Annotated in this window: 15 protein-coding genes; 12 read left to right on the top strand and 3 right to left on the bottom strand. The window is 41.9% G+C overall.

Annotated features, from left to right (window positions below; translation table 11 throughout):
* Positions 1–12: 12 nt before the first annotated feature.
* A complete protein-coding gene (locus FHS10_RS13005; RefSeq protein WP_259091284.1) occupies positions 13–2,181 on the bottom strand; it encodes a hypothetical protein in 2,169 nt (722 codons plus the stop codon).
* A gap of 610 nt (positions 2,182–2,791) precedes the next feature.
* Entirely contained in the window at positions 2,792–4,300 is a 1,509-nt protein-coding gene (locus FHS10_RS13000; protein ID WP_259091282.1) for a M60 family metallopeptidase, read from the bottom strand.
* Positions 4,301–4,610: 310 nt separating this feature from the next.
* Here FHS10_RS13000 and hemW point away from each other — a divergent pair, with 310 nt between their 5' ends.
* The 4 genes from hemW (at position 4,611) to FHS10_RS12980 (ending at position 8,244) form a co-directional block, all read left to right on the top strand.
* Positions 4,611–5,732 (top strand): radical SAM family heme chaperone HemW, encoded by a 1,122-nt coding sequence (hemW, locus tag FHS10_RS12995; protein WP_259091281.1) that lies wholly within the window; start codon positions 4,611–4,613, stop codon positions 5,730–5,732.
* A gap of 489 nt (positions 5,733–6,221) precedes the next feature.
* Positions 6,222–6,770 (top strand): fasciclin domain-containing protein, encoded by a 549-nt coding sequence (locus FHS10_RS12990; RefSeq protein ID WP_259091279.1) that lies wholly within the window; start codon positions 6,222–6,224, stop codon positions 6,768–6,770.
* 247 nt (positions 6,771–7,017) lie between these two features.
* Complete coding sequence (locus tag FHS10_RS12985) at positions 7,018–7,899, top strand: cupin-like domain-containing protein (protein ID WP_259091278.1); 882 nt, start codon at positions 7,018–7,020, stop codon at positions 7,897–7,899.
* Between the two features lie 123 nt (positions 7,900–8,022).
* Complete coding sequence (locus tag FHS10_RS12980) at positions 8,023–8,244, top strand: hypothetical protein (protein WP_259091276.1); 222 nt, start codon at positions 8,023–8,025, stop codon at positions 8,242–8,244.
* 150 nt (positions 8,245–8,394) lie between these two features.
* Here FHS10_RS12980 and FHS10_RS12975 read toward each other — a convergent pair whose 3' ends face one another.
* Entirely contained in the window at positions 8,395–9,393 is a 999-nt protein-coding gene (locus FHS10_RS12975; RefSeq protein WP_259091275.1) for an AAA family ATPase, read from the bottom strand.
* 281 nt (positions 9,394–9,674) lie between these two features.
* Here FHS10_RS12975 and FHS10_RS12970 point away from each other — a divergent pair, with 281 nt between their 5' ends.
* The 8 genes from FHS10_RS12970 to FHS10_RS12935 all read left to right on the top strand — a co-directional run bounded on the left by FHS10_RS12970 (position 9,675) and on the right by FHS10_RS12935 (position 17,240).
* Positions 9,675–10,553, top strand: coding sequence for a carbohydrate kinase family protein (locus FHS10_RS12970; protein ID WP_259091273.1), 879 nt, complete (start codon positions 9,675–9,677; stop codon positions 10,551–10,553).
* Between the two features lie 235 nt (positions 10,554–10,788).
* The gene (locus FHS10_RS12965; RefSeq protein WP_259091272.1) at positions 10,789–11,886 is read left to right on the top strand and encodes a vWA domain-containing protein; all 1,098 of its coding nucleotides are present in this window, start codon (positions 10,789–10,791) and stop codon (positions 11,884–11,886) included.
* Between the two features lie 99 nt (positions 11,887–11,985).
* Positions 11,986–13,491, top strand: coding sequence for a sigma 54-interacting transcriptional regulator (locus tag FHS10_RS12960; protein ID WP_259091265.1), 1,506 nt, complete (start codon positions 11,986–11,988; stop codon positions 13,489–13,491).
* 17 nt (positions 13,492–13,508) lie between these two features.
* Positions 13,509–14,789: a metallophosphoesterase gene (locus FHS10_RS12955; RefSeq protein WP_259091264.1), complete on the top strand. Its 1,281-nt coding sequence runs from the start codon at positions 13,509–13,511 to the stop codon at positions 14,787–14,789.
* Positions 14,790–14,815: 26 nt separating this feature from the next.
* The gene (locus tag FHS10_RS12950) at positions 14,816–15,703 is read left to right on the top strand and encodes a UbiA prenyltransferase family protein (RefSeq protein ID WP_259091262.1); all 888 of its coding nucleotides are present in this window, start codon (positions 14,816–14,818) and stop codon (positions 15,701–15,703) included.
* 1 nt (position 15,704) lies between these two features.
* Positions 15,705–16,322: a class I SAM-dependent methyltransferase gene (locus tag FHS10_RS12945; protein WP_259091261.1), complete on the top strand. Its 618-nt coding sequence runs from the start codon at positions 15,705–15,707 to the stop codon at positions 16,320–16,322.
* Between the two features lie 322 nt (positions 16,323–16,644).
* Positions 16,645–16,839, top strand: a complete 195-nt coding sequence (locus FHS10_RS12940; protein ID WP_259091259.1) for a hypothetical protein — start codon at positions 16,645–16,647, stop codon at positions 16,837–16,839.
* A complete protein-coding gene (locus FHS10_RS12935; RefSeq protein ID WP_259091257.1) occupies positions 16,839–17,240 on the top strand; it encodes a putative toxin-antitoxin system toxin component, PIN family in 402 nt (133 codons plus the stop codon). The genes FHS10_RS12940 and FHS10_RS12935 overlap by 1 nt, the downstream gene beginning before the upstream one ends.
* The last annotated feature ends 67 nt before the right edge of the window (positions 17,241–17,307 follow it).

Raw genomic sequence — 17,307 nt, 5'->3', positions numbered from 1 at the left:
AATATAAAAAGGTTACTTTTTTGAGGTTTCTATAACACCTTTAGGCCCTGCTTCAAGTGTAAGTTCATTACCTGCATAATAAATGTTAGATAATTTTCCCGAAAATGAACGTGGTGTAGATGGATCAACAAGAATACGCGCATTATCGGCTTCAGGACCAAAGCCGAAAAAAGTAGTTATCACAACATCACTAAAGGCTACGCCACTAATACATTCTTTCATACAACCCTGCCTTTCTGCAATACGCACTGGTGCGTCGTATCCTGCACGGTTAGCACCAAAAAACTCCCGGGCCTGGGCAAAAGGACCTTCGCTTGTAACCACTGCCGTACGGCAATAGAATTTATAGGCGCTATCAGGATCGCCCAGATTCCACATGGTATTAACAGTTAGCGGAATCCAACCGTCATAGGCTCCCATTGGTCCGTGATCCGGCCGGTCTGAATTAATCGCCGCAGAATCCTTTAAGCTCATTGCACGCATCCAATCACGGGTAAGCAGTTCATGTTTAACAAATGAGATCATCTCTGATTTTTGCGTTGCGGAGATATCTCTTTTTAAAGCGTTGCCGGCATAAATAAAATCTACACAGTGACGTAGTTCCACATGCTTGCCATTTAACTGCCAGGTATTCCACACACCTGTACCTGGCTTGTAAAGCGCCATCACTTTGGGAAGCAAAGTGGCAGCTTTTGTTTCGAGTTCTTTTGCACGTGCCATATTATTATGCCGCGCATACCACTTTGCCGTTTGCCGCATCATCCAAATATCCTGCGCGTTACATGAGGGTACACAATTGATATAAGCCGGCGCGCATTCAAGAAGGTTATTATTCTCGCCGTAATTGGCCAGTCCATTATGCCCCTTTGGCAGAGTTTCCCAATCCGTGGCAAGCGCATCTAACGTTTCTATAACGCTCTTGCCATTCTCCAGTTTTTCATCAAGGAAAGCGTAATCTTTTGTCACACGCAGGTATTCGTCTACCGTTTTGAAAATAGTGCAGGCGTTGAATGCATAACCATTGATGCGGCTATAATGAGTTGTATCAAATCCTTTGATACTCCTTAAATCAAGCGCATATCCGCTGGCCTGCCCACTCCGCGGGTTTTGCACCAGCCACCGGCGTAGTGTTACCTTCATACCTATAGGTTCAAGGAGCGCCCATGTAGTTGCCTGCATAGATGCATCCCAATAATACTGGGTGCCATCTTCGCGCTCACCACTGGTAACAAACGAACGTTTGTAAACCGGAAACTGGGTACGTTCTAAAGCTAACATTGTCCATATACCCACATAATAGTTGCGTATAAGTGCAGCGTCATTACTTTTCAAAATGGGTAAATGTCCTGAAAAATGTTTGTTTCCCGGTGTGAAAGCATCGGCCCAGCGATTCTCCCAGCTTTCTTTACAAGCATCGAAACAAGAGTTAAACCTTGCGGCCCATTTAGTGACATTAACGTCGGTTTGAGCACTTTGCGCTGCAGCCTCATCTCCTACAGCAAATGCAATATTTGTAGACCCTCCTTTAGGAAGTTTCACTATCCAGCGCCAAATTACGGTATCCTTTTCCACTGATACTGCATCAGGCTTACGTGCCGGTCGTACAATAGACACCACACCCGTACGTTGCCAGTTATTTGAAACGCCAATACCATCGGCCATAAGCTTACCCGGCACACGGAGAGTAAGCGTGATACGCCGCTGCAATATGGTTGTATTGGTTGCAGTAATACGGCACATTACATTTCTTGATTCATTAAGCATGCGAATATCGGTTTCCACAGATGTGCCATTGCAATACCGATTGCGGCGAAGAGCCTTATAGGGAAAACAGCGGGTTTCCATTGCTTGATATTCCTGCCCATCTACGGTCAATCCTATCATGGGATGTCCTTTTTTCCTGGGATACAATCCACCAGGGTAATAAAAATAGGAAGTCAAATCACGATTTACTTCCAACATATGGTTGAAATTATGAACAGCCGGCATATTTTCAACCTGCGTCATCGTAACCCAGTCGCCAGCCAGGTTATCAAGTGTTGGAATACCTAATGCTTCGGCGCGCCTTGCTGGAGAATTTGAAATAGCGCTGCCAGGGTGATTGTGCAAAGCAGCGACTGAAAGTGCGCTAAAAATAGAAGAAGCGAGAATGAAGTAAGCTGTATAAAATTGTTTTTTCATTACAATATTTCTTTAGGATTAGAAATCAGGCTTTGATAGAAGGGGCATATATTTTTACCCTACCATAATTTATAAGGTGCTTCTAAAGATCCCCGATCCGTTTTACTCTTTAAGTATGTATTTGCCTATTTACATTAAGCGGTTTAATTATGAATTATATATAGGTCTTTATTGGGCCATCCGGCATGTATTCTGCTATATTTGATTGAACCTACATAATTGTTGTAATGTACATACATGTATGCTAATATCATAATTTGTTTTACAATTTAAAGCTGAATAACGCTTTTACCCCAACAGTATAGCGCTAATGGCAAAATAAAATTATACTTAGCAGACCTGTAATTATGGCATGCTGCACTCAAATAGCCGTTATCAACATAAATCGCAAAAAAGCCATAATTGCATTTACCTTTGCCCTCACCGGCATTGAAATACACCACTAAATTTACCAATACTTAGGTTTTTATATCTGATGATTACCATGATATTTTGTTACTGTTCTATGGTCACTTCCGTTATTCGTCAAATTTGAATAGTAACGAAAACAAAAAAAGGAATATAAAAACAAAAGAATAAGAAAGACAAAATTGAATTTTGATACAGTTAATTAGTTTTGCGGCGGAAAATTATAAGGTATCCATTGCGGGTAAACAGAAAGTTCTTTATTTACGCTATCGCTGATGGTTACGCCCCAGGTGTTCCAAAATGGCGCCAGGTTTCTTTTTACGATGTTTGAATAGGTTTTTACCCATAAATCCCGGCTTTGCTGATCGTTTAACTCACCAATGCCCGGGCCAATTTTTTGGTATTCTCTAAAAAAAGCTTTAAAGCTTTCCCATCCAAAACCCTCTTGCATTTGGCGGAACATGATTAAACCCAAAAACGGGTCTTGTTTCCATTTTTCGTAATTAGCACCTTCGGCAAAATACTTTTTCATCTGCTTTTGTGTGTTGGCATTTGAAATTGCTGTGTGTGCATTATCTCGCCCACCCATCAGCCTATCAAACATGTACAACGAGAAAAAATTATTACTTACCTCGGTAGTACCGCCAAATACCCAGTTCAGATTTTGCATATTATGGCCTATTTCGTGAAAAAAGCCCCAATTGGCCCCACCACCGCTGGGTTTCATCAAAAGCCCGGGATTGGCCATAATTTCGTTGGATAACATATGTTTTGTAGGCGAGTGATGTATCATTATTGGATAACCACTATGCATATAGCCGCCGCCAATTTGCTCATCGGGCACCAAACGCTGCGCTCTGTAAAATGGCAATGGCATTTGAGCAAGTTCCATTTCTCCCCCAATAATCAGGTCCCACAACTTCATTACTTCCTGTGGGTTTTTAACGGTTTGCAAAACACTATCGGGCAAGGTTAAAATTACGTTTCCGGTAGCCATTTCACCCCAGGGCGCTTTGTTATTTTTGAGCTGGTTCTCCCATTCGCTTTGTGTGGTTTTGCCCAATACAAAAAGCGGGGCGGTTACTACATGACTAATTTTAAGATCGATTTTTCTGCTTTGGCTTTTCGGGTTTAAGTTAATGTAGATTAAACCACCAAAAGGCGAGGCCAGTCTGTTTACACCAATCACCAATTTTTGTGTTTTGGTAATAACTGGCATACGGCGCCAATCCTCAGTGCCCGCTACCCAATAATCCAGCCTATCAGAATGAGCACCAATTTGCACTTCCAAGCTATCGGTATTGGTATTTTTGGGTACATCTATCTCAATATACTGCCCGGCTACCGCATACAGGCCGGTACTATACATGATATCATGATCGTAACCCGAATAGCCTAAAGTGGATACAATACCTACCAGGCTATCCACTATTTTTTTGTGCCAGATACTTACAGTTTGGCTTATCAATTGATAACCTGGTTTTACCGCACCCGGAAAAACTGCCGATGAAGATTGCGCTTTAATGTTTCTATAATTGGTACTTTTCAATATTTCATCGCTCCATTTCACTATTGCTTTTCTAAAATCGGTATCGTTTTTAGAAAGGGTTTGGTGAGGTGAAATAAGAACTGTTGCCGGATCTTGTTTGACGGTCTGTGCGTATCCGGTAAGCCCGGCGACTAAAAATACAATGGTTAATAACTTCTTCATTAAGTGATTATATACAATATGTGATAAATTTAGCATCAGGTTATTTCCGATCTTGTTAGCAATAACCGTTGGATTTTTTGGTGTCCTAAATATAGAGTCCGGATACTAACAATCGCAATAAAACACTGCACAAACGTTTGATAAGTTACTATTTAGCTGCTCCTTTTTGCATATCGCCCCTCAATTCTTTTTTAATATAAGGCTATCTGATTTCCCTGATTAATGATTTTACTGCTATGGCATTTGCGCCTTTATATTTTAGATGCTAAAAATTGACACTTACACTAAATATATTTATCAACTTTGCCAAATGGCCGGCATCTATATCCATATTCCTTTTTGTAAACAGGCATGTCATTACTGCGATTTCCATTTTAGCACATCGCCCCAATATAAAGACGAACTGGTACAGTCCCTTGTTGCCGAAATTGGCCTGCAAAAGAGTTACCTGAATGGTGAAACCATCGAAACCATTTATTTTGGTGGTGGTACGCCATCTGTGTTGGCGGCCGACGAGATCCACCTGCTCATCAATACCATTACCGAACTGCATACCGCAGCATCAAACGCCGAGATCACCCTGGAAGCTAACCCTGATGATTTGGATGCCGCCAAAATAAAGGCTTTGCGCCAAACAGATGTTAACCGCTTAAGCATTGGCATTCAATCTTTTTTTGACGAGGATTTGGTTTGGATGAACCGGGCGCATAGAGCTAAAGAATCAGAAGCGGCCGTAAAACGGGCGCAGGATGCCGGTTTTGAAAACATCACTGCCGATCTGATTTATGGCTACCCCCTGCTTACCGATACCAAATGGAAACACAACCTTGATAAAATGTTTGAGCTGAACATTCCGCATATATCGGCTTACTCCATGACGGTTGAACCCGAAACCGCGCTGGCAGCATTCATCAGCAAAAAGAAACAACCGCCCATGAACGAGCAGCAAAGCGCCGCCCAGTTTATGGTACTGATGCAGGCCATGACCGATCATGGCTTTGAACATTACGAGATCTCGAATTTTTGTCGCCCCGGCCATTACTCCAGGCATAATTCAAACTACTGGCAGGGCGTAAAATACCTGGGCATAGGGCCATCGGCACACTCCTATAACGGCGAAACCAGGCAATGGAACATAGCGAACAATGCCAAATACACCAAAGCCATTACCACCGGCAAAATACCCGCCGAAACCGAAACCCTGACGGAAGAAAACCGCCTGAACGAATACATCATGACCTCCATCCGCACCATGTGGGGGCTCGATCTTAACCGGTTAAACGGTATAGCAAAAGGCTCGGCAGATGAGTTGATGACAAGCGCAGACGAGTACTTTGATAAAGAATGGGTCACCCAAAAGGATAATACCCTGTTTTTAACCCCCACCGGTAAATTATATGCCGATCATATAGCCGCGGGTTTATTTTTTTAGCAAAAACCGGTTTCAAATAACAATTTGGCAAGTATTATAGTGGTGACATTATTTTGTCAGTACACAAGGGTTTTTCGGGATAAAAAATACCAATTTTAGCGTAATGCACTAATACACAGCGCTTAAAGCGTTCCAGACTACCAACTTTTCAACAATACCTAATTTCCTGATTATCAAAAGCATGAGTGTTCCGGGTGTTCCATGCGTTCCACCCGTTCCGGTGGAACACTTATAGTGATTAGTCCTGCATTTGGTTTACACGTCGTTGCCAGCACTACGGGTTATAAAGCACCCGGATAGTCAGTAAAGGTGTAAGAAACACGGGCGCGATTAAAACCGGATTGCAATACCTCCCGTATCTTCATTAAATAACATACACTACCAGGCGACGGAAATATCAAGAGCTCGTGATTATTTCATCGCCTAAAAACAAAAACAGGCTGCACATTACGTGCTGTTAAACAAACATTCATAAACGAAATTACAATCATGAAAAAATTGATCATAGTGGCGCTTGCATTAGCAACCTTTGCATTAGCGCCAAAAGCAAATGCCCAAACTAAAATGGTAGGTGGCGCAGCCATGTACCCAACTAAAAACATTGTTGAAAACGCGGTAAACTCAAAAGACCACACCACTTTGGTAGCTGCTGTTAAAGCCGCGGGTTTAGTTCCTACTTTAGAGTCGGCCGGTCCGTTCACCGTATTTGCACCAACTAACGAGGCTTTTAACAAATTGCCGGCCGGCACAGTTGACAACCTGGTTAAGCCAGAAAACAAAACAGCTTTAACCAAGATCCTTACTTACCATGTTGTAGCCGGTAAATTAAGTGCGGCCGATTTGTGGGCAAAGGTAAAAACAGGTACGGGTAAGGCCGAATTAAATACCGTAAGCGGTGGCAAATTAACCGTAATGGCCAAAGGCAAAAAACTATACCTGGTTGATGAAAAAGGCGGCAAATCATGGATCACCATTGCCGATGTTAACCAAAGCAATGGGGTTATTCACGTTGTAAACGCTGTTTTACTGCCAAATTAATCAGTTTGCAGTGGGCGGTTAGCCGTTTGCTTTGCTACTTTTCCAACTTTGAGTTTGCAGCCTGTTGTGTGCAGTTTGCAAACTCATTTTTGTTTTATGGAGATTAGTAAGGTGTGTTTCATAGCACAGTTGCATTATTTTAGCTTAGGGTAGATACCTTTTGAGATTTTATTTCGTTCCTTTGTTTACTTTTTGGTAATATAAAAAGTATCCTAATTTAAATTAACACAACCGGAAGGTAACATATATGAGTTTTATACTTAACCCGATTGATACTGTTGAAAATATTTCTCCTGAAGATTTTAAGAAGAACTATTTAGATCCACGCCGCCCCCTGGTAATTAAAGGCCTTACCAAAACCTGGCCCGCCCGCGAAAAATGGACGCCGGAATACCTTAAGGAAGTAGTTGGCAAAAAGGTGGTGCCTTTGTATGATAACTCCAAAGCCGATCCTTCAAAACCCATCAACTCATCGGCTACCGAAATGCCTTTTGATGAGTATATGGACCTCATACGCAGCCAGCCTACAGAATTGCGCATTTTCTTTTTCAATATATTTAAACAGGCACCACAGTTGCTTAATGATATCGTATTACCCAAAGACCTGATGGGTGGCTTTTTAGAAAGCATGCCGGGCATGTTTTTTGGGGGATCAAACTCGGTTACGTTTTTGCATTATGATATTGACCTGCCGCATATTTTCCATACCCACTTTGGCGGCCGCAAACATGTGATATTGTTTGAAAACAAATGGAAGCGCCGTTTATATTGTATACCCAATGCCACGTACGCGTTAGAGGACTATGATGTACTAAACCCCGATACCAAAAAATTCCCCGCACTGGATGGTGTAGAAGGAACTGATGTGCATCTGGAACATGGCGATACCCTATTTATGCCTACCGGCTACTGGCACTGGATGAAATACATTGATGGCTCATACTCGCTGAGTTTACGTGCCTGGGATGCATCGTTAACCCGTAAAGCTGCGAGCCTTTATAACCTGGCCGTAAAAGGCGGCGTAGATAGCGTACTTAAAATGGTATTTAAAGAAAAGTACGCCAAATTTCGCGAAGAGCTGGCCGTAAAATGGGCCAACAAGGAATTGGCCGCAGGTAAACCTTATTAAGCTTAGGTTCGGGTAGCGTAGTTCCGTGTTGGGGATTTGCTTAATGGAAATTTTAATTTAATTACTTTACAAGCTAAGTTTATACATATATTTGCCGGATATTTAGCTTTTATATTACACAATATGAAAAAGATTTTAGGGCTCGCAGTTACATTCGCCGGTATTTTAGCTGTTGCATACGGCTTTATTTTTACCCCAAAACATACTTTTAACGCTGCCGACTCAGTTAGCGGTTTAGATGCTTCAGCAGCATTGGTTTTTAGTGGTTTAATTGTATTTGGTATCGGCCTTGTAATTTTCATGGGCACCCTGCCTTACGCCGGCGAAAAGAAAGCCGAAGCATAGTATTCTTTCAAACCCGTATATTTCTATTATACCCAATAATAAAAAGCGTACCTGTTTACTTGTTAAACAGGTACGCTTTTGCGTATAAGCGAAAAATTAAACAACAGTTTTCTGATACCTCAGATCGGCGCGCTTGGATAAGATTGCGCTTTATAAATTTACACTTCCGGTTTTTATATACTGCACAGCCGCCTTGCCGGCTTTCTCAAACCGTTCGTCCCAGTCATCGCCCTGGATTAACACATATTTGATATCCCGTTCTGCTAATTCACGTTTATGACTTTCGTCGAGTTTAACCCTGTCCTCTTCATTAAGCCGGGTACCATCTTGTACGTAAGGAGCATCTACATCAAGATACAGGTACAAATCGAAATGATTGGCGGCTTCTACCCATTCGGGCACTTGTAGTTCCTTATCAAACAAAAACCGACTATAGGATCGGGTAATGTTAACATCGGTATCAACAAACAGGATTTTATTGGCCCGCTTTATTTGTTCGTTAATGGCTTTGGCGTGCAGTTCGGCTATTTGCAGCAGATCGGCTTCGGTACACTCATTGGTATGCTCCAAAATATCGCGCGCCATTTCGGGTACATCTATAGTATGAAAGTGATGCGCCAGCCTTTTAGCCATGGTAGTTTTCCCGGTAGATTCCGTACCTAATAGGCAGATCTTTTTAGTAAAGTAGGGTTTGGCAGCATCGGCCAAAAAGTTCCAATAAGCAAAAGGTTTTTCCCTGATCTGGGTAGCAGATACGGGAACCATTGTTCGCGGCTCGTCAAAAATCACGCTTTCGCAATTCAGGAAACGCCCCATATAAGCGCCATAAGGTTCGGATGCAAAGATCACATCAATAGGCGGCAGATGTTTCTGCAGGTAATTGGCCCAAATACGGGAAACCCCTTCTGATGATACCGAGGTATTGGGCAAAACAGCCTCATCGTAGTTAAGCAGCCAGGGCCTTACTTTAGTGTTATCCTTGTAAGTTTCTTTAAGCCACTCCAGCCTTTGACTGCCCCATATGGGTTCATCGTAACTGGCGCTTACCAAAACTATCAGGTCATCGCATTGCTGCAAAGCAAAATCAATTAAAGCGATATGCCCCTTATGCAACGGCATAAACTTGCCTATAACCAAACCTGTTTTCATGCATTAAGCTCTCGCCGCAAATGTAAAGTTTTTGAGCAAATCTCAAATCAACATTAAAAGAGCGGAGGTAGCATTTTGGAGTTGGATATTTTTTATCTGGACCTTGATTCACCAGATTGAAGAATTAACGTTTTTCATCGTAGCACACATGTCAAATCCAGGAAACTGCTAAAATCTGCAGAATCGCGGTTCAGACAGAATCCTGTCAAATCTTTAAATCCTATAAAAAATCCCCAAATCCTGTATATCTTTGATTTTACAGGCCTAACAACAATCTATTTATGAAAAATCAGGTATTATGCTTTGGCGAAGTTTTATGGGATGCCTTTGGCGATGGTAAAAAAGCCGGTGGCGCGCCAATGAATGTTGCCCGTCACTTAGTGCAGCAAGGGATTAATGTTGCCCTGGCAAGTTCTGTAGGAATGGATAACAGCGGCGATATACTGATTGAGTTTCTGAAATCAAACGGATTATATAGTGACCTTATTCAACAGGATGATGAACACCCCACCTGCGAGGTTACCGTTCAGCTTGATGAAAACAACCAGGCTACTTATATTATACCCGAGCCGGTTTCCTGGGATGCTATTGAAACAACCGATGCACTTAACATGGCGGCAAAAAACTCTGCTGCTATTGTATATGGTAGTTTGGCCTGTCGCCTGGCTCAAACCCGCGAAACCTTGCTTAACCTGCTTGACGAAACCGATGCGTTGAAAATATTTGACGTCAACCTTCGGCCCCCACACTATACGCTTTCAACCATCGAAACATTAGTGGCCCGTGCCGATGTAGTGAAGATGAATGAAGAAGAAGCGGCCCTGCTTATAGGAGGTAGCAGACGCTCGCTAAAAGACCAGATCAATGAGTTTCGCTCCAAATATCACAGTCGCACCATTTGTGTTACCCGTGGCGAACATGGCGCTATAGTTTGGCACGATCATGAATTTTATGAAAGCCCCGGCTGCCCCGTACAAGTAGCAGATTCGGTAGGCGCCGGCGATTCCTTCCTAGCTACCTTTATAGCCGGCATCATGGCCAACCATCCCATGCAACGTGTGGTTGATAAAGCCTGTTCGGTAGGAGCCTTTGTGGCCAGCCAACGCGGTGCAAACCCCGTTTACCCGCCGGAGTTGCTGCATAGCCTGGCGTATTTGTAAAGGCAAAATTCAAAAGTAAAAATTCAAAAATAGGAACAGTCGATAGCTAAATAGCTGTCGACTGTTCCTATTTCAAAGGCTTTGCATTTTCAAATTCTCAAATCTTCAAATTCTCAAATCAAAAACCAGCACATCTACCTTTTGTCATACTTACCTAACAATTCATTATAATAGCCGTGCCGCCAAACTTTTCCTGAAAATTATCCGTTCCTTTATAGTACAGAAAGGATAAAATATGCGCGGTTTTGGATTTTCCAAGTTTAAACCCAACCAGATCCCTAAAGGCGGATTTGAAGAATTATTGAAATTATTCCTTGAGTTGCTCAACTATACTGCGGGCGATGCAGGCGAAGCTTTAGCCTGGCTAAACGAGCTTGATAAACAATATAACCTTACCAACGATGATTATGGTATGGGCGATTTTATTGATGAGCTTAAACAAAAAGGATACCTGAGCGATGATCAGCAAAACGGGGGTTTTAACATCACTGCTAAAACTGAACAAAGCATTCGGCAATCGGCATTGGAAGAAATTTTTGGCAAGCTCAAAAAATCGGGCAAAGGCAATCACCGCTCGCCACAATCGGGCCAGGGCGATGAAAAAAATGCCGAACGCCGCGAATTTGAGTTTGGCGATAGTTTGGACCAGATAGATATGACCCAATCTATCCACAATGCCCAGGTTAACCACGGCATCGGCGATTTCATGATGACCGAGCGCGACCTGGAAGTAGAAGAAATGGATTATAAAACCCTAACTTCTACCGTGTTGATGATCGATATATCGCACTCCATGATCTTATACGGCGAAGACCGGATAACCCCGGCCAAAAAAGTAGCCATGGCACTGGCCGAGCTCATCCGTACCAAATACCCTAAGGATACATTGGACATTGTTGTATTTGGTAACGATGCCTGGCCTATTACTTTACAGGACCTGCCCTATTTACAGGTTGGCCCTTACCATACCAACACCTATGCCGGTTTGGAGTTGGCTACAGATCTGTTACGTCGTAGAAAAACGCACAACAAGCAAATTTTTATGATTACCGATGGTAAACCTACCTGTTTAAAGGAAGGTACCAAGTATTATAAAAACAGTATAGGACTGGATAGAAAAGTGGTTAACAAAACCCTGAATATGGCCGCCCAGTGTAAACGCCTTAAAATACCCATCACCACCTTCATGATAGCTAAAGACCCTTACCTGCAACAGTTTGTACGTCAATTTACCGAAACAAACGGAGGCAAGGCTTTTTACAGCTCATTAAATGGCTTAGGCGAGTACATTTTTGAGGACTATATCAAAAACAGAAGAAAAACGGTAAGATAAAGCCCCCCAGCCCCCTAAAGGGGGAGCGAAAACGGCTGTTATCGACTTAAAAAACTAATCGGTGGAATCACTTTTCTATCGGTGAAATCAACATAAAGAATGAACAAATTACAAGATATTAAAACCCTTGGCGAACTAAAAAAAACGAACTATAAAAGCCGTTCGGTTAAAGATGAATTACGTGCCAATTTAATTGAGCAGTTAAAAAAACGCGAAGGTGGCTTTGAAGGAATTATCGGATTTGAAGATACCGTGATTCCAGATCTGCAGACTGCTATTTTATCGCGTCACAATATTTTATTGCTTGGTTTACGTGGTCAGGCTAAAACCCGTATCGCGCGCTTGCTGATCAACTTATTGGATGAGTATGTGCCATACATTATTGGCTCCGATCTGTTTGATGATCCTTACGCCCCAATTTCATGGTACGGGCATAACGCTATAGAAGAAAAAGGCGATGATACTCCAATAGGCTGGATCCATCGCTCCGAACGTTATACCGAAAAACTGGCTACCCCCGATGTTACCGTTGCCGATTTGATTGGCGATGTTGACCCAATTAAAGCAGCCACGTTAAAGCTAACTTATTCTGATGAACGGGTTATCCACTTCGGCCTGATCCCGCGCGCGCATCGTGGTATTTTTGTGATCAACGAACTACCCGATCTACAAGCCCGTATCCAGGTATCGCTATTTAACATTTTACAGGAAAGAGATATCCAGATCCGTGGCTTTAAATTACGCCTGCCTTTAGATATCCAGTTTGTGTTTACAGCCAACCCCGAAGACTATACCAATCGTGGTTCGATAGTAACCCCACTTAAAGATCGTATTGAAAGCCAGATCCTGACACACTATCCGCGTACAGTAGAAATCAGCCGGAAGATCACCCAACAGGAAGCCCAGCTTACCGATGAGCAACGTAAAACTGTTGAAGCTGATGACCTGGTGAAAGACCTTGTTGAGCAAATTGCTTTTGAAGCACGCAACTCCGAATACATTGATAAAAAATCGGGCGTGTCGGCTCGTTTAACTATATCGGCCTATGAAAACCTGGTCAGCAATGCCGAACGCCGCATGATCATGAACCATGAGCCAAGCACCTTTGTACGCATTACCGACTTTTTAGGTGTTATTCCTGCCATCACCGGTAAAATTGAGCTGGTTTATGAAGGCGAATTGGAAGGCCCGGGTAAAGTGGCTAACATACTGATTGGCAAAGCCATTAAAACACTGTTATTAGCATTCTTCCCTGATCCTGAAAAAGCTAAAAAAGCAAAAGGTGTAAACCCGTATGCCAGCATCATCAATTGGTTTGGCGAAGGCAATAACCTGGCCCTGGTTGATGATATGCCATTCCAGGATTATAAAAAGGAATTGAACGAAGTTGCCGGATTAAAAGACCTGGTTAAAAAACAGCACCCGCGTTTAAACGAAAATCAGCAGCTATTATTGATGGAATTTGTACTGCATGGTCTGTCAGAGTTTTCGCAATTAAATAAAGGATTTTTAGATAATGGCTTCGCGTTTTCAGACATGTTTAACAGCCTGTTTAATTTACAGCCCGATGAAGATGACCTGGATTTAGACGACGACCGCTATTAATCGCTACCTTTGTTTAAATGACCCTGGAAGCGCTTAATATTTTACTCATCGTTTCGGCACTATTACTTGTTGACCTGTACGTGCTACACGGACTGCGGGGCGCATTCCCAAAATGGAAATTCCTGCACAAAAGAGAATTTAACTTCTTTTATTGGGCAGCTAATATCTTGCTAATTTGTGGGTTATTAACCGGGGCCTATATCCGTTTTGTTGGCCTTGGAGTACGTGCAGCCGGCTTATTGGCGTTTTCACTCCTGTTTATAGGAAAGCTGGCCTTTTTGCCTTTTTTATTGATAGATGATATAAAACGCCTGCGCATATGGCATAAAAACCGGTTCAAAAACTTATCGGCCGATAGCCCTGCTGTTCCTATTCCAGACGCTATCCCACGTTCAGAATTTCTATTAAAAGCGGGCTTATTGGCAGGGGCGGTGCCATTGGCTGCCATAAAAATAGAAATGCCCAAAGGCTTGTACGATTACCACGTAAGGTATCAAACCCTTTACCTGCCTAACTTGCCAAAAGCGTTTGATGGTATTAAACTTGGGCAGATCTCCGATATACACTCTGGGAGTTTTTATAAAAAAAAGGCCGTGTTGGGTGGTGTGGAGATGCTGCTGAAAGAAAAGCCCGATCTTATATTTTTTACCGGTGACCTGGTTAACGGGCAGGCCAGCGAAATGACGGATTACCAGGATATTTTTGCTAAAGTAAAAGCCCCCCTGGGAGTTTATTCATCTTTAGGGAACCACGACTACGGCGATTATGGCGACTGGCCGAATCCGGCTGATAAAAAGAAAAACCACGAGGATTTGATTCTTACCCATAAAAACATGGGTTGGGATCTGTTACTGAATGAAAACCGCCGCCTTAAGGTAGATGGTGAAGAAATAGGTATCCTTGGTATCGAAAACTGGGGCGAATACAGCCGCTTCCCCAAATATGGCCGCATGGACCTGGCTACCAAAAATACCGATGATCTGCCTGTAAAATTACTATTGTCACATGATCCATCGCACTGGCGGGCCCAGGTTTTAAAAGACTATCCGCAAATAGATGCCATGTTTTCGGGTCATACCCACGGGATGCAGTTTGGGGTACGTACCAATGAGTTTCAATGGAGCCCGATAGAAATGATTTACAAAGAGTGGGCGGGGCATTACCAACAGGGCAACCAACAGCTATACGTTAACGTTGGTTATGGCTTTGTTGGCTTGTACGGAAGAGTTGGAATATTACCGGAGATTACGATATTTACATTAAAAGCCGGCCATGATCCCGCTGTTAAACAGACATAAAGATCAAGGTGGTCCAGTCATTACCGATGAAGAGAATATTTAAACTTGTTTTTGATTTTCTGCTGTTCAGTAATATTTTCATGGCTCTTTGCGCTGTGGCGCAGGCTTTGGTTACTTTTCATTTAATAGGTTCAAAACCTGTTTTGTCTGTTTTAGGATTGTTGTTTACATCTACCCTCGGCATTTACAACTTTTGTATTATTGTTACCAAGCCTAAAAAGCCCGAAACATCTCCTTATTTTAGGGTACGCTGGTTTTTTGCCCACTACAGGCTCATGGTTACGTTTACCATTGTATCGCTGCTTTGCCTTATTCCCCTCTTTTTTTTGATCACTACCGAATCAAAAATATTGCTCATCTTTTTGGGCGCATTGTCGTTCTCTTACAGCTTGCCATTATTTGCCATTGGCGAACAGAAATTTGGGTTACGCAATATCCCTGGCTTAAAGCCATTTTTGATTACACTGGTGTGGACTTTAAGTTGTGTGTTATTTCCGCTGTTGGAGTCTATGCACCTGCATCTAACAAACATTTCGATGCATGATACCACTTTGCTTATTGCCAAGCGCTTTTTATTTATTGGTGCGCTCACAATACCATTTGACATCCGCGACCTGTTTGACGACCTTAAAATGGGCCTTAAAACCATCCCTACTGTTTGGGGCGAAAAAAAAGCTTACCTGTTTTGCCAGGTATTGCTTGCCGGTTACATTGTGTTACTTTTCCTGTTCAGACAAAACGGTTTTAGTGTCGATTTCTTCGCATTAACCCTCACCACCTTTTTAGCCGGATGGCTCATTTTTAAATCTGCCTGGAAAAAAGACGAATACTATTACTTCTTTTTTATGGATGGTGTATTGATCCTTCAATATGTAGTACTTGTGTTAGCCGGCCTGATATTCAAAAGCCATTGATATGGCTGCCAATTTTAATAATTCTGCCTGGTTTTATGATCGTTTATCCCGGTTGGTTTATGGCAAAGCCATCATCAGCGCGCAGCTTTATTTAATTGGCCATATAAAACCGAATAGTAAAATCCTTATAGTTGGCGGCGGCACCGGCTGGATATTGGAAGAAATTACCAAACGTTATCCTTCGGGCCTGCAAATTACGTATGTAGAGGTGGCCGCGGCTATGATGAGCCTATCTCAGAAAAGAAACACCGGCGATAACGAAGTAATTTTCATTAATGACGTAATTGAAAATGTGACCTTAGCAAACGATTTTGACGTAGCCATAACTCCGTTCCTGTTCGACAACTTTACCGAGCAAACTTTAAAAACCGTATTTAATCAAATCCACACTTTACTTAAGCCAGGAGCGTTATGGCTTAATTGCGACTTTCAATTAACCGGTAAGTGGTGGCAGGCGTTTCTATTGAAAAGTATGTTTTTGTTTTTTAGAGTGCTATGTGGTATTGAGGCGGGTAAGTTGCCGGGGATAGTTGCCTGCTTTGATTTGAAACGGTATAACGTTATAGCTGAAAGGACTTTCTTTGGTGATTTTATTGTAGCAAGAGTATATGGGAAATAATCAGGGTAGCCATTCTATTTGGGTTAACATAACTTAACATATTTTAGATAAAATACATCATAATTACCTAATAATCAATATTTTATATTTTTACATGGTTAACACAAAAATGATGTACCGCGCAACTTAGGCACACCCAATATTTGTGCCTGCTGCTGGTCAATAAAAGTACCGTTTGATGCTTATATCTTCCTGACGTCATAAGCCAATTCCGTTACCTATTATTAAATAACAGCTTATCCCCGTTAATTATTTAGATACGTTTGCCCTGGGGAAATAATAGCCTTATTGCTATACGATTCTTAAATTGTTATATTTGATTATGGAAAGATTGATGATACAGGTTCCCGAAAAGAAATCAAAATTGATAAAGTCCCTGCTTAAAGAGTTAGGTGTAATTATTGAGAATGATAGTTTCAAACTTGCCACAGAGTTAAACGCCATGATTAAACGTGGTAAAAAGCCTACTATGGATGAAATAGTTGAGGAAGTACGTGCTGTTAGAGCAAAGCACTAATGATTGTTGTACTTGACTGTAATATCTGGGTATCTCTTGCACTAACACAACAATTAGATTTCATATCTCATCTTCAAAAAAGCAAAATCACAATAGCCGCCTGTCAGGAGTTACAAATTGAGCTCATAGAGGTTCTTTTAAGGCCAAAATTTAAAAAGTATTTTACTAAAACTTACATCGGGCAATTAATTCAGTTCTATAAGTTAACTACTATACAGTTTGAAATTATAATAGTTACGAAAGTGGTAGCCGATGAAAAAGATGATTATCTATTTGCTTTATGCGAAACTGCAAATGCGGATTACTTTGTTACCGGGGATAAACTTTTGCTTAGAGAAGTATCCTATAAAAACACTTCCGTTATTTCATTAACAGCGTTTAAAATAATGACAAATAAGTAAAGTATACCTTACTTTGAGCATATCATACTAAAAACGCCATTGCTTCATATGCAATGGCGTTTTATAT

This window comes from Mucilaginibacter dorajii, assembly GCF_024808255.1.
Lineage (GTDB): Bacteria > Bacteroidota > Bacteroidia > Sphingobacteriales > Sphingobacteriaceae > Mucilaginibacter > Mucilaginibacter dorajii.
The sequence above is the reverse complement of the archived record's forward strand: the minus strand, read 5'-3'. Positions and strand labels throughout refer to the sequence as shown.

Bases quoted from the DNA above. Each gene is read 5' to 3' on its own strand.
- FHS10_RS13005 (WP_259091284.1), bottom strand. From the start codon at position 2,181: ATGAAAAAACAATTTTATACAGCTTACTTCATTCTCGCTTCTTCTATT.
- FHS10_RS13000 (WP_259091282.1), bottom strand. From the start codon at position 4,300: ATGAAGAAGTTATTAACCATTGTATTTTTAGTCGCCGGGCTTACCGGA.
- hemW (WP_259091281.1), top strand. From the start codon at position 4,611: ATGGCCGGCATCTATATCCATATTCCTTTTTGTAAACAGGCATGTCAT.
- FHS10_RS12990 (WP_259091279.1), top strand. From the start codon at position 6,222: ATGAAAAAATTGATCATAGTGGCGCTTGCATTAGCAACCTTTGCATTA.
- FHS10_RS12985 (WP_259091278.1), top strand. From the start codon at position 7,018: ATGAGTTTTATACTTAACCCGATTGATACTGTTGAAAATATTTCTCCT.
- FHS10_RS12980 (WP_259091276.1), top strand. From the start codon at position 8,023: ATGAAAAAGATTTTAGGGCTCGCAGTTACATTCGCCGGTATTTTAGCT.
- FHS10_RS12975 (WP_259091275.1), bottom strand. From the start codon at position 9,393: ATGAAAACAGGTTTGGTTATAGGCAAGTTTATGCCGTTGCATAAGGGG.
- FHS10_RS12970 (WP_259091273.1), top strand. From the start codon at position 9,675: ATGAAAAATCAGGTATTATGCTTTGGCGAAGTTTTATGGGATGCCTTT.
- FHS10_RS12965 (WP_259091272.1), top strand. From the start codon at position 10,789: ATGCGCGGTTTTGGATTTTCCAAGTTTAAACCCAACCAGATCCCTAAA.
- FHS10_RS12960 (WP_259091265.1), top strand. From the start codon at position 11,986: ATGAACAAATTACAAGATATTAAAACCCTTGGCGAACTAAAAAAAACG.
- FHS10_RS12955 (WP_259091264.1), top strand. From the start codon at position 13,509: ATGACCCTGGAAGCGCTTAATATTTTACTCATCGTTTCGGCACTATTA.
- FHS10_RS12950 (WP_259091262.1), top strand. From the start codon at position 14,816: ATGAAGAGAATATTTAAACTTGTTTTTGATTTTCTGCTGTTCAGTAAT.
- FHS10_RS12945 (WP_259091261.1), top strand. From the start codon at position 15,705: ATGGCTGCCAATTTTAATAATTCTGCCTGGTTTTATGATCGTTTATCC.
- FHS10_RS12940 (WP_259091259.1), top strand. From the start codon at position 16,645: ATGGAAAGATTGATGATACAGGTTCCCGAAAAGAAATCAAAATTGATA.
- FHS10_RS12935 (WP_259091257.1), top strand. From the start codon at position 16,839: ATGATTGTTGTACTTGACTGTAATATCTGGGTATCTCTTGCACTAACA.